General features: G+C 67.0%; 16 protein-coding genes and 1 tRNA gene. 16 read left to right on the top strand and 1 reads right to left on the bottom strand.

Annotation, left to right across the window (positions count from 1 at the left end):
- The first annotated feature begins 10 nt into the window (after positions 1 to 10).
- The 15 genes from BKA04_RS12205 to der all read left to right on the top strand — a co-directional run bounded on the left by BKA04_RS12205 (position 11) and on the right by der (position 14,666).
- Positions 11 to 1,213, top strand: a complete 1,203-nt coding sequence (locus tag BKA04_RS12205) for an LPXTG cell wall anchor domain-containing protein (protein ID WP_167309632.1) — start codon at positions 11 to 13, stop codon at positions 1,211 to 1,213.
- Between the two features lie 22 nt (positions 1,214 to 1,235).
- Positions 1,236 to 1,421, top strand: coding sequence for a hypothetical protein (locus BKA04_RS01675; protein WP_104094862.1), 186 nt, complete (start codon positions 1,236 to 1,238; stop codon positions 1,419 to 1,421).
- 22 nt (positions 1,422 to 1,443) lie between these two features.
- On the top strand, positions 1,444 to 2,241 hold the full coding sequence (locus tag BKA04_RS01670) for a TlyA family RNA methyltransferase (protein ID WP_104094861.1): 798 nt from the start codon (positions 1,444 to 1,446) through the stop codon (positions 2,239 to 2,241).
- 65 nt (positions 2,242 to 2,306) lie between these two features.
- Positions 2,307 to 3,227, top strand: coding sequence for an NAD kinase (locus BKA04_RS01665; RefSeq protein ID WP_232841927.1), 921 nt, complete (start codon positions 2,307 to 2,309; stop codon positions 3,225 to 3,227).
- A complete protein-coding gene (gene recN, locus BKA04_RS01660; RefSeq protein WP_221234004.1) occupies positions 3,188 to 4,936 on the top strand; it encodes a DNA repair protein RecN in 1,749 nt (582 codons plus the stop codon). Before BKA04_RS01665 ends, recN begins: the two co-directional genes overlap by 40 nt.
- Positions 4,937 to 5,003: 67 nt before the next feature.
- Positions 5,004 to 6,695, top strand: a complete 1,692-nt coding sequence (locus tag BKA04_RS01655) for a CTP synthase (protein WP_104094859.1) — start codon at positions 5,004 to 5,006, stop codon at positions 6,693 to 6,695.
- Positions 6,688 to 7,278 carry an NUDIX domain-containing protein gene (locus BKA04_RS01650; protein WP_233437186.1) on the top strand — a complete coding sequence of 197 codons (591 nt, stop codon included), beginning with the start codon at positions 6,688 to 6,690 and terminating at the stop codon, positions 7,276 to 7,278. The genes BKA04_RS01655 and BKA04_RS01650 overlap by 8 nt, the downstream gene beginning before the upstream one ends.
- The gene (gene xerD, locus BKA04_RS01645; RefSeq protein ID WP_104094857.1) at positions 7,265 to 8,221 is read left to right on the top strand and encodes a site-specific tyrosine recombinase XerD; all 957 of its coding nucleotides are present in this window, start codon (positions 7,265 to 7,267) and stop codon (positions 8,219 to 8,221) included. Before BKA04_RS01650 ends, xerD begins: the two co-directional genes overlap by 14 nt.
- Positions 8,222 to 8,266: 45 nt before the next feature.
- Positions 8,267 to 9,157, top strand: coding sequence for a ParA family protein (locus BKA04_RS01640; RefSeq protein ID WP_104094856.1), 891 nt, complete (start codon positions 8,267 to 8,269; stop codon positions 9,155 to 9,157).
- 7 nt (positions 9,158 to 9,164) lie between these two features.
- Positions 9,165 to 9,992, top strand: coding sequence for a segregation and condensation protein A (locus tag BKA04_RS01635; protein WP_104096564.1), 828 nt, complete (start codon positions 9,165 to 9,167; stop codon positions 9,990 to 9,992).
- A 2-nt stretch (positions 9,993 to 9,994) separates the two neighbouring features.
- On the top strand, positions 9,995 to 10,555 hold the full coding sequence (gene scpB, locus BKA04_RS01630; RefSeq protein WP_104094855.1) for an SMC-Scp complex subunit ScpB: 561 nt from the start codon (positions 9,995 to 9,997) through the stop codon (positions 10,553 to 10,555).
- Positions 10,542 to 11,369, top strand: coding sequence for a pseudouridine synthase (locus BKA04_RS01625; protein ID WP_104094854.1), 828 nt, complete (start codon positions 10,542 to 10,544; stop codon positions 11,367 to 11,369). Before scpB ends, BKA04_RS01625 begins: the two co-directional genes overlap by 14 nt.
- Entirely contained in the window at positions 11,359 to 12,450 is a 1,092-nt protein-coding gene (locus tag BKA04_RS01620) for a prephenate dehydrogenase (protein ID WP_104094853.1), read from the top strand. The genes BKA04_RS01625 and BKA04_RS01620 overlap by 11 nt, the downstream gene beginning before the upstream one ends.
- Complete coding sequence (gene cmk / locus BKA04_RS01615) at positions 12,441 to 13,133, top strand: (d)CMP kinase (RefSeq protein ID WP_411757109.1); 693 nt, start codon at positions 12,441 to 12,443, stop codon at positions 13,131 to 13,133. The genes BKA04_RS01620 and cmk overlap by 10 nt, the downstream gene beginning before the upstream one ends.
- Before the next feature lie 36 nt (positions 13,134 to 13,169).
- Positions 13,170 to 14,666 carry a ribosome biogenesis GTPase Der gene (der, locus tag BKA04_RS01610; protein WP_221234176.1) on the top strand — a complete coding sequence of 499 codons (1,497 nt, stop codon included), beginning with the start codon at positions 13,170 to 13,172 and terminating at the stop codon, positions 14,664 to 14,666.
- A 21-nt stretch (positions 14,667 to 14,687) separates the two neighbouring features.
- Here the strand turns inward: der and BKA04_RS01605 are convergent, their stop codons facing one another.
- Complete coding sequence (locus BKA04_RS01605; protein ID WP_167309630.1) at positions 14,688 to 15,158, bottom strand: hemerythrin domain-containing protein; 471 nt, start codon at positions 15,156 to 15,158, stop codon at positions 14,688 to 14,690.
- A 94-nt stretch (positions 15,159 to 15,252) separates the two neighbouring features.
- On the opposite strand from BKA04_RS01605, the gene BKA04_RS01600 reads away from it, so the two are divergent.
- Positions 15,253 to 15,326: transfer RNA gene (locus tag BKA04_RS01600), tRNA-Pro, on the top strand.
- Positions 15,327 to 15,340 lie beyond the last annotated feature (14 nt).

The following is a 15,340-nucleotide window of genomic DNA, read 5'->3' as shown; positions in this document are numbered from 1 at the left end:
CCTCGCCGTCGTGGCGACCGCTGGCCTCCTCGCCCTTTCAGCGGCTCCCGCCTATGCGGTTGATCCCGGTGACGGCGCAGTGATCTTCAACCCCGATGGAACCCCCATCGGCTCTGAGCTGATGTACGACGGTGGAACAACGCCGCAATACGTCTACACGAACGAGACCGAAGACGACGACTATTGGGGTCTGGATGGCACGGGGGTCCCAGCCGATGACGACGGCAATTTCGGGGCCGCGAATGCCGGGATTCCTCTCGGGTTCTCTGTCACCGTAGCCGGGGTCAGCTACGACGAGGTGTTGGTCGGTTCGAACGGTGATGTGTGCCTGGCATCATCGACGGATGTGACCTCTAATGGATCGTTCAACCAGTGTTCAGACTTCTACGGCGAGCTCATCGGATCGATTTTCGACCCGAACTATGGCAGCGAGCCGCACAGTTACGCGGCATTCCTGCCCTTCAATCTCGACCAGTACCCACCCGCGGCAGACACACCGCTCGACACGAACGCGGACACCATTCCCGATACCTGTGAGTACGGCGCGTACCTTTTCGAGTTCGAGTCGAACTATTACTGCTCTTCGGTCTTCTGGGGTACCACGACGTACGAGGGCAAGAATGCATTCGTCGCGACCTGGTATCACAACCCCGACATCAATTTGGATCCCGACGCTGAATTCAATACTTTCCAGGTTCTGCTTGTTGATAACGGCGGCGGAAATGTGACCGTCGTGTACAACTATGACGAGGTCCACAACTCCGGGATGGATCTCTCTTGGCCGAGCGCGACGAGTTCGATTCCGACCGAGGCAGCGTGTGCTGCTGTGTATGGCGACGGCGACGATCTCACGGAGTACTACATGATCGGAATGGGCGGCTACAACCTCACTGCCGACACCTACAGTTACCTCGACCTGTTCGGCCCGACCTGTGGCAATGGCACCTACCCTCACACCGCGGATGAGTTGAGGGACGGCGGGTCGTACGCACTTTCCTCGCACAACCTGAACTCCACGGTGCCCGGTCGGTATGTCTTCCGAGTGGTGAATGGACTGCCAACCCTGACCATGCCAGCCGTGACGCCACCGAAGCCCGAACTCGCTGCCACCGGTGCCACGACATCCGGCGCATGGATGGCAGGGGCTGGAGCACTCATGCTCGGAGGTATCCTGTTCGTCGCGAGCCGTCGCAGGCGGTCACGCCTGGCCTGATCGGTCGCGGTACGCTGGTCGGATGAATGATGCGGCAGGCGGCGACGCGGCAGACGTCGACGATACGGACAGCACCGACGCGCTGCTGTCCCGCCTGCGCCTGATCGAGGATCAGCCGCTTCAGGAGCGAGCCGCGGCGTTCGTGCTGGTCTATGACGAGTTGCGCAGGGCACTCGAGGGCGCCGACGCCCCGGCATCGCGTGACTGATCCGGAGCCCGCCCCACCGGTCGTGGCCGAGCGCCTGGATGCCGCCCTCGCAGCCCGCGGTCTCGCCCGCTCCCGAACGAACGCCGCCCATTTGATCGGCGATGGCCTTGTCACGGTCGACGGCAGGCCGGCTCTCAAACCTTCATTGCGAGTGCGGGCCGAGCAGGAGCTCGCCGTCGCTGCCACTGACCACTACGTGAGTCGCGCCGCCCACAAGCTCAATGCCGCGCTGGACGCATTTGCGGTCGACGTCGCCGGCCGCACGGTTCTTGATGTCGGGGCGTCCACCGGCGGATTCACCCAGGTTCTGCTCGAGCGCGGCGCGCTCTCCGTCATCGCCCTCGACGTGGGCCACGAGCAACTCGCCGCAGCGGTGCGGGCCGACGAACGCGTTGTCGTCATTGAGGGGATGAACGCGCGCTACCTCACGCGGGAGACCCTCAGCTCGGCGACCCCCGGTGTGCCGGTTCCCGACCTCGTCGTCGCCGACCTCTCCTTCATCCCGCTCGGACTCGTGCTGCCGGCCATCGTTCAGTCGGTGGAGAAGGATGCGGACGTCGTCGTGCTCATCAAGCCGCAGTTCGAGGTCGGGCGCGGCGGCGTGAAAGAGGGAATCGTGCGCGATGCAGGACTGCGCGAGGATGCGATATCCGGTGTGCTCTGGGCGGCGTGGGATCTCGGGCTCGGCACGGCCGGCCTCATCTCCTCCCCGATCGCCGGATCCGCGGGAAATCACGAATACCTCGCCTGGTTCTCCACCGGGCGCGGCAGCAATCCGACAGAATGGACTGGACAGGTCTCCGCGCTGGCGAAGGCGTGAGGACCTGCGGCGAACGGACCAGTTCGACATCCGGCAGTTCCCGATCGAGCGTCAAGGAGGCTCAGGTGACAGCTCGACACATTCTCGTCGTGTCGCACACCGGACGCACCGAGACGCTCATTGCGGCCGTCGAGGTGTGCAGACGACTGATCGACGGGGGAGTCACGCCGGTGCTGCCCGAAGCCGATCGGGCGGATGTTCTCGCACATGATCCGGGCCTTCCCGTCGAGATCCTGGGCGAGGGTGTCGCGATGGACGAACTCGAACTCGCGATCGTTCTCGGCGGAGACGGGACCATTCTTCGCGCTGCCGAGATCACCCGGGATTCGCCCGCACCGCTTCTCGGCATCAATCTCGGGCACGTCGGATTCCTCGCCGAGGCCGAGAAGGAGAGCCTGGACGAGAGCGTGCGCAGGGCCCTCGACCGCGAATACGAGATCGAGGAGCGGATGACGCTCGCGGTGCGCGTCAAGGTCGACACCGAGGTGGTCTACGAGACCTGGGCGCTCAACGAGGCGACGGTCGAGAAGGCGAGCCGCGAGCGGATGCTCGAGGTCATCATCGAGGTCGACGGCAGGCCGCTCTCGAGCTTCGGTTGCGACGGGGTGGTGATGTCGACACCCACGGGGTCGACCGCATATTCGTTCTCAGCTGGCGGCCCCATCGTCTGGCCCGCCCTCGACGCGATGCTCCTGGTTCCCCTGAGCGCACACGCTCTCTTCGCGCGGCCGCTCGTCGTCGGACCTGACTCGGTCTTCGCCGTCGAGGTCCTCGATCGCACGCAGGGCACCGGCGTGCTGTGGTGCGACGGCAGGCGCACGTGGGATCTGCCGCGAGGCGCGAGGGTGATCGTGCGGAGGTCCGGAACGCCGGTGCGCCTCGCCCGACTGCACAGTGAACCGTTCACCAACCGACTCGTGAAGAAGTTCAATCTTCCGGTGACCGGATGGCGCGGCCCGGCCGACGGAGAGGGCCGGACTTCGTGATCGAAGAGCTCTCCATCCGGGATCTCGGGGTCATCGGTGAGGCGCGTCTTCCTCTCGGCCCCGGATTCACGGCGCTCACCGGCGAGACCGGTGCCGGCAAGACGATGGTCGTCACCGCCCTCGGCCTGCTGCTGGGTGAGCGGGCGGACACCCAGGTTCTGCGGCGAGGCAGCGCGGCCGCCATCGTCGACGGTCATTGGCTCATCCCCGAGCGTGGGTCCATCGCGACGCGAGTGGTGGATGCCGGCGGTGAGTTGGACGCCGCCGGTGACGGTGTCGTCTCTCTCCTTCTCAGTCGTTCCGTGTCTGCAGAGGGTCGCAGCAGGGCTGTTGTGGGAGGGCGGTCGACTCCTGTCGGTGTCTTGAACGATTTGGGACGAGAGCTCGTCGTCGTCCACGGCCAGGCCGACCAGGTGCGGCTTCGGTCCGCGACCGCGCAGCGCGACGCGCTCGACAGGTTCGCCGGCGACGAACTGGCTGGTGTCCTCGACGACTACCAGGAGACCTACCGGCGCTGGCAGGCAGGGCAGGGGGAACTCGATGTTCTCGTCGCGGAGGGTGATCGCCGCTCGAGGGAGGCCGAGGACCTCAGGGTCGCCATCGCCGAGATCGAGGCTGTCAACCCGCTTCGGGGCGAGGATGTCGAACTCGCGGAGCGCGCCGAGCGTCTGGGGAATCTCGAGGAGCTTCGGCAGGCCGCGGCGAGTGCCCACGAGTTGGTGTCGGCGCAGTCCACGGAGGACAGCAGCGATGTTCTCGGGCTGCTCGATACCGCACGCCGCCAAATGGAACGGATGGCGGGCCATGATCCGGCGCTGGTTCCCATCGTGGACGCGCTGGCGAGTGCCTCTTTCGCCGTGACGGAGATCTCCGCCCAGCTTTCGAGTTATCTAGGCGGGCTTGACGCGGACGGTGCGAACGAGCTTGAGGCGATCCAGGAGAGACGGGCGCTCCTCACCGCTCTCACCCGCAAGCACGATGCGAACCTGGATGAGACGATCGACTTCCTCGATGTGGGCAGTAGTCGACTTTTGGAGCTCGACAACGATACCGACCGCATCGAGCGGCTGCGCGGCGAGGTCGCGGGGGACCGCGAGACGCTCCTGGCTTTGGCCGATCGGCTCACCGGGCTGCGGACGGCGGCGGCGCAGAAGCTGGCGTCCGAGGTCACGGCTGAGCTTTCGGCGCTGGCGATGGCGGATGCGGCGATCGTCGTCGAGGTCGCCGTGCAGCCGGACCATTCGCTTGCCGGGCACGATCAGGTCACGATCCTGCTTCAGCCGCACAAGGGTGCAGAGCCGCGGCCGCTCGGCCGGGGCGCATCCGGTGGGGAGCTCTCGCGCGTCATGCTCGCGATCGAGGTCGTCATCGCCGGGAGCGACCCCGTGCCGACCTTCATCTTCGACGAGGTGGATGCCGGGGTCGGCGGGGCGTCGGCCATCGAGATCGGCAGGCGGCTCGCCCGTCTGGCGCGGTCAGCCCAGGTGATCGTCGTGACCCACCTGCCGCAGGTCGCCGCTTTCGCGACGAATCACCTGCGCGTGGTGAAGAGCACAGACGGTGAGATCACGGCGAGCAGTGTGCAGCAGCTGCACGGTGACGAGCGCGCAGAGGAACTGGCCCGCATGTTGTCCGGCCTCGCCGACTCGGAGAGCGGCCTGGCGCACGCGCGCGAGCTGTTGGAGGCGGCGCAGGAGCTGGCCGGCTGAAAACCGCTCGGATCCCGGCCTGTCGCGCTCGGCGGCGCGGGCCGTCGCCCTGATAGACTGCAATCCCGTGGTGGTCAAACATTCTGCGGAGACAACAAAGCACATTTTCGTCACCGGGGGTGTTGTCTCGAGTCTGGGTAAAGGGCTCACGGCCGCCAGCCTCGGCAACCTGCTGACAGCACGCGGCTTACGCGTCGTCATGCAGAAGCTCGATCCCTATCTGAACGTGGATCCGGGCACCATGAACCCGTTCCAGCACGGCGAGGTCTTCGTGACCGACGACGGGGCGGAGACCGACCTCGACATCGGCCACTACGAGCGATTCCTCGACATCAACCTCAGTCAGGCCGCCAACGTCACGACCGGCCAGATCTACTCCCACGTCATCGCCAAGGAGCGTCGCGGCGAATACCTCGGCGACACCGTGCAGGTCATCCCGCACATCACCGACGAGATCAAGCGGCGGATGCGGCTGCAGTCCCACAACGAGCCCCGCCCCGACGTCATCATCACCGAGATCGGCGGCACCGTCGGCGATATCGAGTCCCAGCCGTTCCTCGAGGCGGCCCGTCAGGTGCGCCACGAGATCGGCCGCGCCAACTGCTTCTTCGTGCACGTCTCGCTCGTGCCCTACCTCAACGCCGCGGGAGAGCAGAAGACCAAACCCACCCAGCACTCCGTCGCCGCCCTGCGCTCGATCGGCATCCAGCCGGATGCGATAGTGCTGCGCAGCGATCGCCCCGTCCCCGAGTCCATGAACCGCAAGATCGCCCTCATGTGCGACGTGGACCCGGAGGCGGTCGTCAACTGCCCGGATGCCCCGAGCATCTACGACATCCCGGCCACCCTGCACGAACAGGGACTCGACGCCTACATCATCGAGCACTTCGGACTCGCAGCAGGCGAGGTCGACTGGTCGGGCTGGGCCGAGCTGCTCCAGGCGGTCCACGAGCCGAAGTTCGAGGTCACGATCGGCCTCGTCGGCAAGTACATCGACCTGCCGGACGCGTACCTCTCGGTCACCGAGGCGCTGCGCGCAGGCGGGTTCGCCCAGCAGACCAAGGTCAACATCCGCTGGATCGCCTCTGACGACTGCGAGACCCCCGAGGGTGCTGCACGGCACCTCTCTGATCTCGACGGCATCTGCGTCCCGGGCGGCTTCGGTGTGAGAGGGATCGAAGGCAAGCTCGGCGCACTGAGGTTCGCGCGGGAGAACGGCATCCCCGCGCTCGGCCTGTGCCTCGGACTGCAGTGCATGGTCATCGAGTACGCACGCCACGTCGTCGGCCTCGAGGGAGCATCCTCCTCGGAGTTCGACCCCGACACCGTCTACCCGGTCATCGCGACGATGGCGGAGCAGGTGGAGATCATCGCCGACGGCGACCTCGGCGGCACCATGCGGCTGGGCCTCTACCCGGCCGACCTCGCCGATGGGACGATCGTGCGAGAGCTCTACGGCGAAGCGTCCGTCTCCGAACGCCACCGCCACCGTTACGAGGTCAACAACGCCTATCGCCAGCAGCTCTCGGATGCCGGCCTCGTCTTCTCCGGCATGTCGCCAGACCGCAACCTCGTCGAGTACATCGAATTGCCCCGCGACGTGCACCCGTTCTACGTGGCGACCCAGGCGCATCCGGAGCTCCGGTCGCGCCCGAACCGCGCGCATCCGCTCTTCCGCGGGCTCGTGGGCGCCGCGCTCGACCGGCAGAAGGCGAGCCGCCTGTTCGAGGTCGCGGAGCCGGAATCGGCCAGTGTCTGACAGGCCAGTGTCAGAAAGTTCGGCCTCTGACCCTCTCTCCGACGAGAGATTCCGGGTCGAGGTCACGCGCAGCGACCGGGTGTTCGACGGGGCGGTGTGGGATGTCGTCCGCGAACGGTTCCGATTCGGCGACGGCGAGCTCGTGCGCGAGTTCATGCAGCACCCCGGAGCCGTCGCGATCCTGGCCGAGGACCGCGAGGGACGCATCCTCCTGATCAAGCAGTACCGGCATCCGATCGGTTACCGGGACTGGGAGCTTCCCGCCGGTCTCCTGGACGTCGAGGGTGAGGCGCCGCTCGCCGCGGCACAGCGTGAACTCGCCGAGGAAGCGGATCTTGAGGCGGCGGACTGGTCGCCCCTCTGCCAGTTCTTCAGTTCGCCGGGCGGAAGCTCGGAGATCATCACCGTATTCCGGGCGCGGTCGCTGACCCCGGCGGCACTCGCATTCGATCGGCATGCTGAAGAATCGGAGCTCGAGCTGCGCTGGGAACCCTTTGACGACGTGCTCGCCGCCGTGCTCGAGGGCCGGGTGCGCAACGCCATCCTCGCCAATGCTGTCCTGAACGCTCATGCACGCCGCTGAGGCGCCTGCCGCGCCGGGATCGCCGCTTCACACTGCGCAATCACGCTATCTGCGTCACGTGACGATCGAGCGCGGGCTCTCTCACAACACCATCCAGGCGTATCGCCGCGACCTGGACGCCTACGTCGACCACCTCGCCGGTGCAGGAGTGACATCGCCCGACGCGATCACCGCGGCAGACGTGACCGCGTTCGTGCACGAGTTGCGAGACCGCGGAGAGGAGTCGCTGGCGACGTCCTCCACCGCCCGGATGCTGTCCTCCGTGCGGGGCTTCCACCGGTTCCTCCTCGAAGAAGGCCTCGTCGCCGCGGATGTCGCGGCAGATGCTCGCCCACCGAAGCTCGCCTCGCGCCTGCCGAAGGCCATCTCGATCGACCAGATGGCCGCGCTGCTGGCGACGACCGACGGCGACGACGAGAAGTCCCTGCGCGACAAGGCTCTTCTCGAGCTGCTCTACGCCACGGGGGCGAGAATCTCCGAGGCCGTCGACCTCAACGTCGACGACATCATCAATTCCGCGGGCGAGGGGGCAGCGGATGTCGTCCGCCTGTTCGGCAAGGGCGGCAAGCAGCGGCTCGTCCCGCTCGGCAGCTTTGCGCGGGCGGCGCTCGATGCCTATCTGGTCCGGTCCCGGCCGCTCCTGTCGGCGCGGGGCGCTTCCACGCCGGCGCTCTTCCTCGGGGTTCGCGGCAGCCGTCTCTCCCGGCAGAACGCCTGGCTCATCATCCGGGCACGTGCAGAGCAGGCGAAGATCGGGGTCGACGTCTCACCGCACACCTTCCGGCACTCGTTCGCGACGCACCTTCTCGAGGGCGGCGCGGATGTGCGGGTCGTCCAGGAACTGCTCGGCCACTCCTCCGTCGCGACGACCCAGATCTACACCCTCGTCACGGCCGACACCCTGCGCGACATGTACACGCAGGCGCATCCCCGCGCCCGTTAGCGCGCCTCAGGAACCGCGCACGGGCTGGCCGTTAGACTTTCCTGCGTGACCAAGAAGAAGGACTCCTCCGCCGCAGAGCTCCCCGGTCTGGAGTCCCCGGTACTGGGCGTCACCGGCCGGCCGATCACCGTCTTTCGCAAACCGAAAGCATTGAAGGGGCACGGTCCCGCACGGATCATCGCCCTGTGCAACCAGAAGGGCGGAGTCGGCAAGACCACGACGACGATCAACCTGGGGGCCGCGCTGGCGGAGTACGGCCGGCGCGTGCTCTGCGTGGATTTCGACCCGCAGGGCGCCCTGTCCGCCGGGCTCGCCGTCGTCACCCATGATGTGCCCAACATCTACGACCTCCTCGTGGGAACGGTCAAGGATCCGCTCGAAGCCATTCAGCACACGCAGACGAAGAACCTCGATGTCATCCCTGCCAACATCGACCTGTCCGCCGCTGAGGTCCATCTCGTCAACGAGGTGGCCCGCGAGCAGATTCTCGCGCGCGTGTTGCGCAAGGTTGCCAACGACTACGACGTGATCCTCATCGACTGCCAGCCGTCGCTCGGCATCCTGACCGTGAATGCGCTCACCGCGAGCCATGGTGTGCTCATCCCGCTCGAGTGCGAGTATTTCGCACTGCGCGGCGTGGCTCTGCTCGTCGAGACGATCGACAAGGTGCGCGACCGCCTGAATCCGGCGCTCGAGCTCGACGGCATCCTCGCGACGATGTACGACTCCCGTACACTCCATTCGCGCGAAGTGCTCGAACGTGTGGTGGAGACCTTCGGCGACAAGGTGTTCGAGACGGTGATCTCCCGTACCGTGAAATTCCCGGATGCGAGCGTGGCAGCCGCGCCGATCACCGAGTTCGCCCCGGAGCACCCTGCCGCGGAGAGCTACCGTCAACTCGCCCGCGAACTGATCCAGCGGGGCGCCATTGCCTAGCTCTGCCCTGCCCGACACCGCTGCGGTCGGCACCGTTGCGGTCGGCACCGGGGCAGGGTTCTCCGTCTCGCTGGGCAATTTCAATGGCCCGTTCGACCTGCTGCTGAGCCTCATCGGAAAGCACGAGCTCGACGTGACCGAGGTCGCGTTGAGCGCCGTCACCGACGAGTTCATCTCCTACCTCGGCAACCTCAATGGACCCGAGGAACTCGACCAGGCGAGCGAGTTCGTGGTCGTGGCGGCGACGCTTCTCGACCTCAAGGTCGCGAGTCTCCTCCCGCAGGGCGAGCTCGTGGATGCGGAGTCCGTCGCGCTTCTCGAAGCCAGGGACCTGTTGTTCGCCCGGTTGCTGCAGTACCGCGCGTTCAAGGAGGTCTCGGCCTGGTTCAGCAGCGGATTCGACGCGGAAGCGGTTCGGCACTCCCGGCAGGTACGGCTGGAGGAGAAGTACCGGGCACGCGCCCCCGAACTGGTCTGGACCCTGACTCCGGAGGACTTCGCCGCACTCGCAGCGCTCGCACTCGCACCGCGGGAACTGCCCACGGTCGGCCTGGACCATCTGCATGCGCCGCTCGTCAGCATCCGGGAGCAGGCGGCCATCGTGGTGTCCGCTCTGCGCCAGGGCGGCCCCGTCACGTTTCGCGAACTCGTCGCAGGTGCCGACCGCAAGGGTGTCGTCATCGCGCGATTCCTCGCCGTGCTGGAGCTGTACCGCGCCGACGCGATCGCGTTCGACCAGGTGGAACCGCTCGGAGAGCTGAGCATCCGGTGGACGGCAGCGCACTGGTCGGATGCGAGCCTGTCCTCGCTCGGCTCGGACTACGGGGGGAACTGACGATGGAGGCCGAGCTGGAGCGCCGCCTCGAGGCGATCTTCATGGTCGCGGACGAACCGCAGAGCGTCGTGTCGCTCGCGACGGCGCTCGGAGCGCCCGTCCCCGCTGTGCGCCAGTCGATCGAACGCCTCGTCGCCGACTACGATGGGGCGGCCGAGAACGGCGGTGTGCGCCGTGGATTCGAACTGCGCGAAGTGGGCGGCGGATGGCGCATCTACGTACGTGGGGAGTTCGACGACGTGGTGCGAGACTTCGTACTGACCCAGAACCCGACCAGGCTCTCCCAGGCGGCGCTCGAGACCCTCGCCGTGATCGCGTACAAACAGCCGATCAGTCGTGGACAGATCGCGGCGATCCGCGCCGTGAACGTGGATTCCGTCGTGCGAACGCTTGTCGGGCGAGGACTCGTGACAGAGGCGTATACCGACAGTGAAACGGGCGCCATCCACTACGAGACGACCGACATCCTGCTGGGACAGCTGGGCATCAACTCACTCGATGACCTGCCGCACATCTCGCCACTGCTGGATGACGGGGCCGAAGGTTTCGATGGAGTCGCCTGATCGCGAGCGGCCCGGCCACGAGCACTCTGCCGATGGCCACTCTGCCGACGGCGTTCGTCTGCAGAAACTCATGGCCGCCGCGGGCGTGGCCTCGCGCCGGGTGTCCGAGAACCTGATCTCGGCCGGACGGGTCGAGGTGAACGGCGTCGTCGTCACGGAGCTGGGCCGCAGGGTCCGGGAATCCGACCTCGTGTCAGTCGACGGGGTCGCCATCCAGCTCGACACGAGCCGGCGATATCTCATGCTCAACAAACCGGTCGGGATCGTGAGCTCGCTGCGTGACGACCGTGGACGACCCGACCTGGCGCGCTTCGTGTCGCAGTACGACGAGCGCCTGTTCAACGTGGGAAGGCTCGACGCGCAGACGTCAGGGCTGCTGATCCTCACGAACGACGGCGAACTCGCGCACGTTCTCGCGCATCCATCGTTCGGGGTCATGAAGACCTACATCGCCAAGACCGAGGGGCACATCACCCCGCAGACGGTCGCGAAACTCACCAGGGGTGTCGACCTCGAGGACGGTCCGATCGCGGCGGATCGCGCCCGCATCGTCGGAAAGGCCGGCGCGCGCGAGACGATGATCGAGATCACCCTGCACTCCGGGCGCAACCGGATCGTGAGGCGGATGCTCGAAGCGGTCGGGCATCCGGTCATCGACCTCGTGCGCCGGCAGTTCGGTCCGCTTCATCTGGGGACGCTTGCCGCGGGGGAGCTGCGCGACCTCACTAAAGTGGAACTCGGCCAATTGCTCACGATCTCGCGTGAGGCGGCATCCGGTCCTGAGACGGGGGAGGGCACCGATCGTGAACGATAGTCGCATCTCCGGCCAGGTGCGCATCGTCGGCGCCGGGCTTCTGGGGGCGAGCATCGGCCTCGCGCTGCGCTCGAAGGGCGTGGACACGATCGTGCACGACGCATCCCCTGGAGCCCTGTCGCTCGCGATCGACTACGGGGCGGGGCGTGCCGCAGCAGCAGGTGACGCGCCAGGTCTCATCGTCGTCGCCGTCCCGCCGGACCAGACGGCGACGGTCGTGGCCCAGGAACTGGGGTCGTTCCCCGACGCTCTCGTGACGGATGTCGCGAGCGTCAAGGGCCTGCCGCTTGCGGAACTCCGCGCGGCCGACGCGGACATCTCCCGCTACGTGGGATCGCATCCGCTCGCCGGTCGTGAGCGCGGTGGAGCCATTTCCGCCCGCGCGGACCTCTTCGTCGGGCGCCCATGGGTGATCGCGACCGGCAACGGCGAGAGCACCCGGTCGGTCGGCGTGATCGAAGACCTCGTGCTCGACCTCGACGCGATCCCCGTGCTGATGACGGCCGAGGAGCACGACCGGAGCGTCGCACTCGTCTCGCACGTGCCGCAGGTGATTGCCACGATCCTGGCGAAGCAACTCTCCGCAGGCAGCGAACGGGCGTTGTCCCTCACCGGCCAGGGACTGCGCGACACGACGCGGATCGCGGCGAGTGACCCGCAGCTGTGGATTCAGATCCTGGCGGCGAACAGCCCCACCGTCGTCGACATCCTGCGTTCGTTCCGTGACGATCTCGACCGGTTCATCTCCACCCTCGACCAGCCGGCGGCGCAGGGTGCCCGACGCGCGATCGCCGAGATGCTCGCAGCCGGTAACGACGGCGTCGCGAGACTTCCGGGCAAGCACGGGCAGGATCGGCGGTTCAGCCGGCTCGTCGTGATGGTCGACGACACTCCCGGTGAGCTCGCGAGGCTTCTCGCCGAGATCGGCGACGCCGGGATCAACCTCGAGGACCTGCGCCTCGAACATTCGCCGGGTACGCTCGTCGGTCTCGCGGAGATCTCTGTGCTGCCCGAGGTGGAGGCTGCGCTCGTCTCCGAACTCGAATCGCGCGGCTGGAGGATTGCGGAGGCGTGGAAGTGACGGGTACCCGGATCGCTGTCGCCGTCGACGGTCCTGCGGGCAGCGGGAAGTCCAGCGTGAGCCGTGCCGCAGCGCGCGAACTGGGGTTCGACTACCAGGACACCGGGGCCGCATATCGCGCTCTGGCCTGGCTCGCGCTCAACCGCGGGATCGACCTGGATCGCGAGGCCGACATCCTCACGCTCCTTCCCGACTTCGATTACGACATAGGCGTCGACCCGAATCACTACTTCGTGCGAGTCGGCGGCACGCCGGTCACCCGCGAGATCCGGGACCCGGCGGTGTCCGCCGTCGTGAGCAGGGTGGCGCGCATCCCCGCCGTCCGAGAGCACCTCACCGGCCTGTTTCGTTCGCGCATTGCCGACGGCACTCGCCCGGGCATCATCACCGAGGGCCGCGACATCACCACGATCGTGGCTCCGGATGCCGCGGTGCGGGTGCTGCTCACGGCGTCGGCGGCCGCCCGCACTGCGCGCCGCGCGGCGGAGCTGGACGTCTCGTCCACCGAGGCGGTCGGCGAGCAGTTGAGCGCTCGCGATGCCCAGGACCTCGCGGTCGTCGACTTCATGAACGCCGCGGAAGGCGTGACGACCCTGGACTCGACGGATCTCGACTTCGACGAGACCGTTGCGGCACTCGTCGCCCTCATCCGCGCTCATCCCGGATCGGCGGCGCTCCCGTAGGATTGACGGGTGCCAGATGACGACGACTTTCCCGAGCTGAACCCGGAGCTCGCCGACCGTCTGGCGGCCATCGACGAGGCCACGGCGGCCCAGCGCGCGAGTGCACTCCGCGCGGGTCTCGAAGAGTACGAGCTCGACGATGAGGACCTCGACATCCTCGACGCGGCCACGGACGACCCGGATGCGATTCAGTACCTTCCTGCGCTCCCGGTGCTCGCGATCGTCGGACGCCCCAACGTCGGCAAGTCCGCGCTCGTGAACCGCATCCTCGGGCGCCGCGAGGCGGTCGTTCAGGACACCCCCGGCGTCACCCGCGACCGAGTGAACTACAAGGCCGAGTGGAATGAACGACGGTTCACCCTCGTCGACACCGGAGGGTGGGAACCGGATGCGAAGGGCATCCACGCGGCGGTCGCCGCCCAGGCGGAGATCGCGATCGACCTGGCCGACGCCGTGCTGTTCGTCGTGGATGCCATGGTCGGTCCGACCGCGACCGATGAGCATGTCGTGAAGCTGCTGCGTTCGACGAAGAAGCCGGTCATCCTCGTCGCCAACAAGGTCGACGACATCCGCCAGGAGCCGGAGGCGGCGAGTCTCTGGAGCCTCGGTCTCGGCCAACCGTGGCCGGTGTCGGCCGTGCACGGCAGGGGAGTGGCGGACCTGCTCGACCACGTGCTGACAGTGCTGCCAGAGGTCTCAGCGGTGGCGAAGGAGCAGGTCGGAGGCCCGAGGCGCGTCGCGCTGTTGGGTCGACCCAACGTGGGCAAGTCTTCGCTGTTGAATCGGGCGGCAGGGGAGGAGCGCGTCGTCGTCCATGACCTGGCCGGCACGACCCGTGACCCGGTGGATGAGCAGATCGAACTCGCCGGCAGGGTGTGGACGTTCGTCGACACCGCCGGAATCCGACGCAGGATGAATCTCGCGCAGGGTGCGGATTTCTACGCTTCGCTTCGCACGAGTGCCGCGCTCGAGAAGGCGGAGGTCGCCGTCGTGCTGATCGACGTGACGGAGCCGATCAGCGAGCAGGACGTGCGCATCATCGAGCTCGTCCTGGAGAGCGGGCGGGCGCTCGTCCTCGCCTTCAACAAATGGGACCTGCTGGACAGCGATGATGGACTCGAGCGCGAGCGACGCCGCTACCTGGAACGCGAGATCGAGCAGGATCTGGCCCATGTGGCGTGGGCTCCTCGCGTGAACATCTCGGCGAAGACGGGGCGCCACCTCGAGAAGCTCGTTCCGGCGCTCGAACTCGCGCTCCAGTCCTGGGACACCCGCATCCCGACTGGCAAGTTCAACGCCCTGCTGGCCGAGTTGACGGCGGAGCACCCTCACCCCGTGCGGGGCGGGAAGCAGCCGCGCATCCTGTTCGGCACGCAGGCGTCGAGCCGGCCGCCGACGTTCGTGCTCTTCACGACCGGATTCCTGGACCCCCAGTACCGCCGGTTCATCACGCGGCGGCTGCGTGAGCTCTATGGTTTCGAGGGCAGCCCCATCATTGTGAACATGCGCGTTCGAGAGCGCCGCAAGCGCTGACCACCGGTTGGCTGCCTTTGCTCACGCCGCCTTCTCGCACCGCCAGCCCTCGGGCATCCGTCCCTCGTCGAGGAACTCGTGGAGCCGCGCCGCCGCATCGGGATCGAGCACGGCATCCGCCTGGGGGTAGATGATCGGCTCCTCCTTCGAGTTGTGGCTGTCGAGCTGGGCGAGCAGTTCACGGCAGGCGTTCTGCACTGTCGCAGCGTCGGCCCCGGATGCCAGGAGCGCGCCGAGCGCATCCATCGCGTCCCAGAGTTCACCGTGTTCGCGCAGCATGACGAAGATCGGCATGACGAGACCGTTGGCTTTGAGCGGCGGGAACAGGAACTCCTCCTCCAGGTAGATATGTCGTCGAAGCCCGTTGGTGGCGCGCACCAGGGGTGCGGGGTCAGCGTCCCCTTCTGAAAGGGCCTTCGTGTACTCCTCGATGCCGCCATCGATCTCGCGGTGCTCGCGTTCGAGCGCCTGGGCGAGCGATCCTGCCTGCATGGTCTTCCTCGCTTTCGCTTCTCCTCCCATCATGCCCCTGTGGGCGCATCGTGACCGGGGTCGCGACACGATAGGCTGTCGGAGGTGAATGCCACGGGCTGTGGCGCAGCTTGGTAGCGCACGTGACTGGGGGTCACGGGGTCGCAGGTTCAAATCCTGTCAGCCCGACACATTGACAAGAG

It is taken from the genome of Terrimesophilobacter mesophilus (assembly GCF_014200375.1).
Taxonomy (GTDB): Bacteria; Actinomycetota; Actinomycetes; order Actinomycetales; family Microbacteriaceae; genus Terrimesophilobacter; species Terrimesophilobacter mesophilus.
Note: the sequence above shows the minus strand (reverse complement) of the source record. Positions and strands in the feature narration are given on the sequence as shown.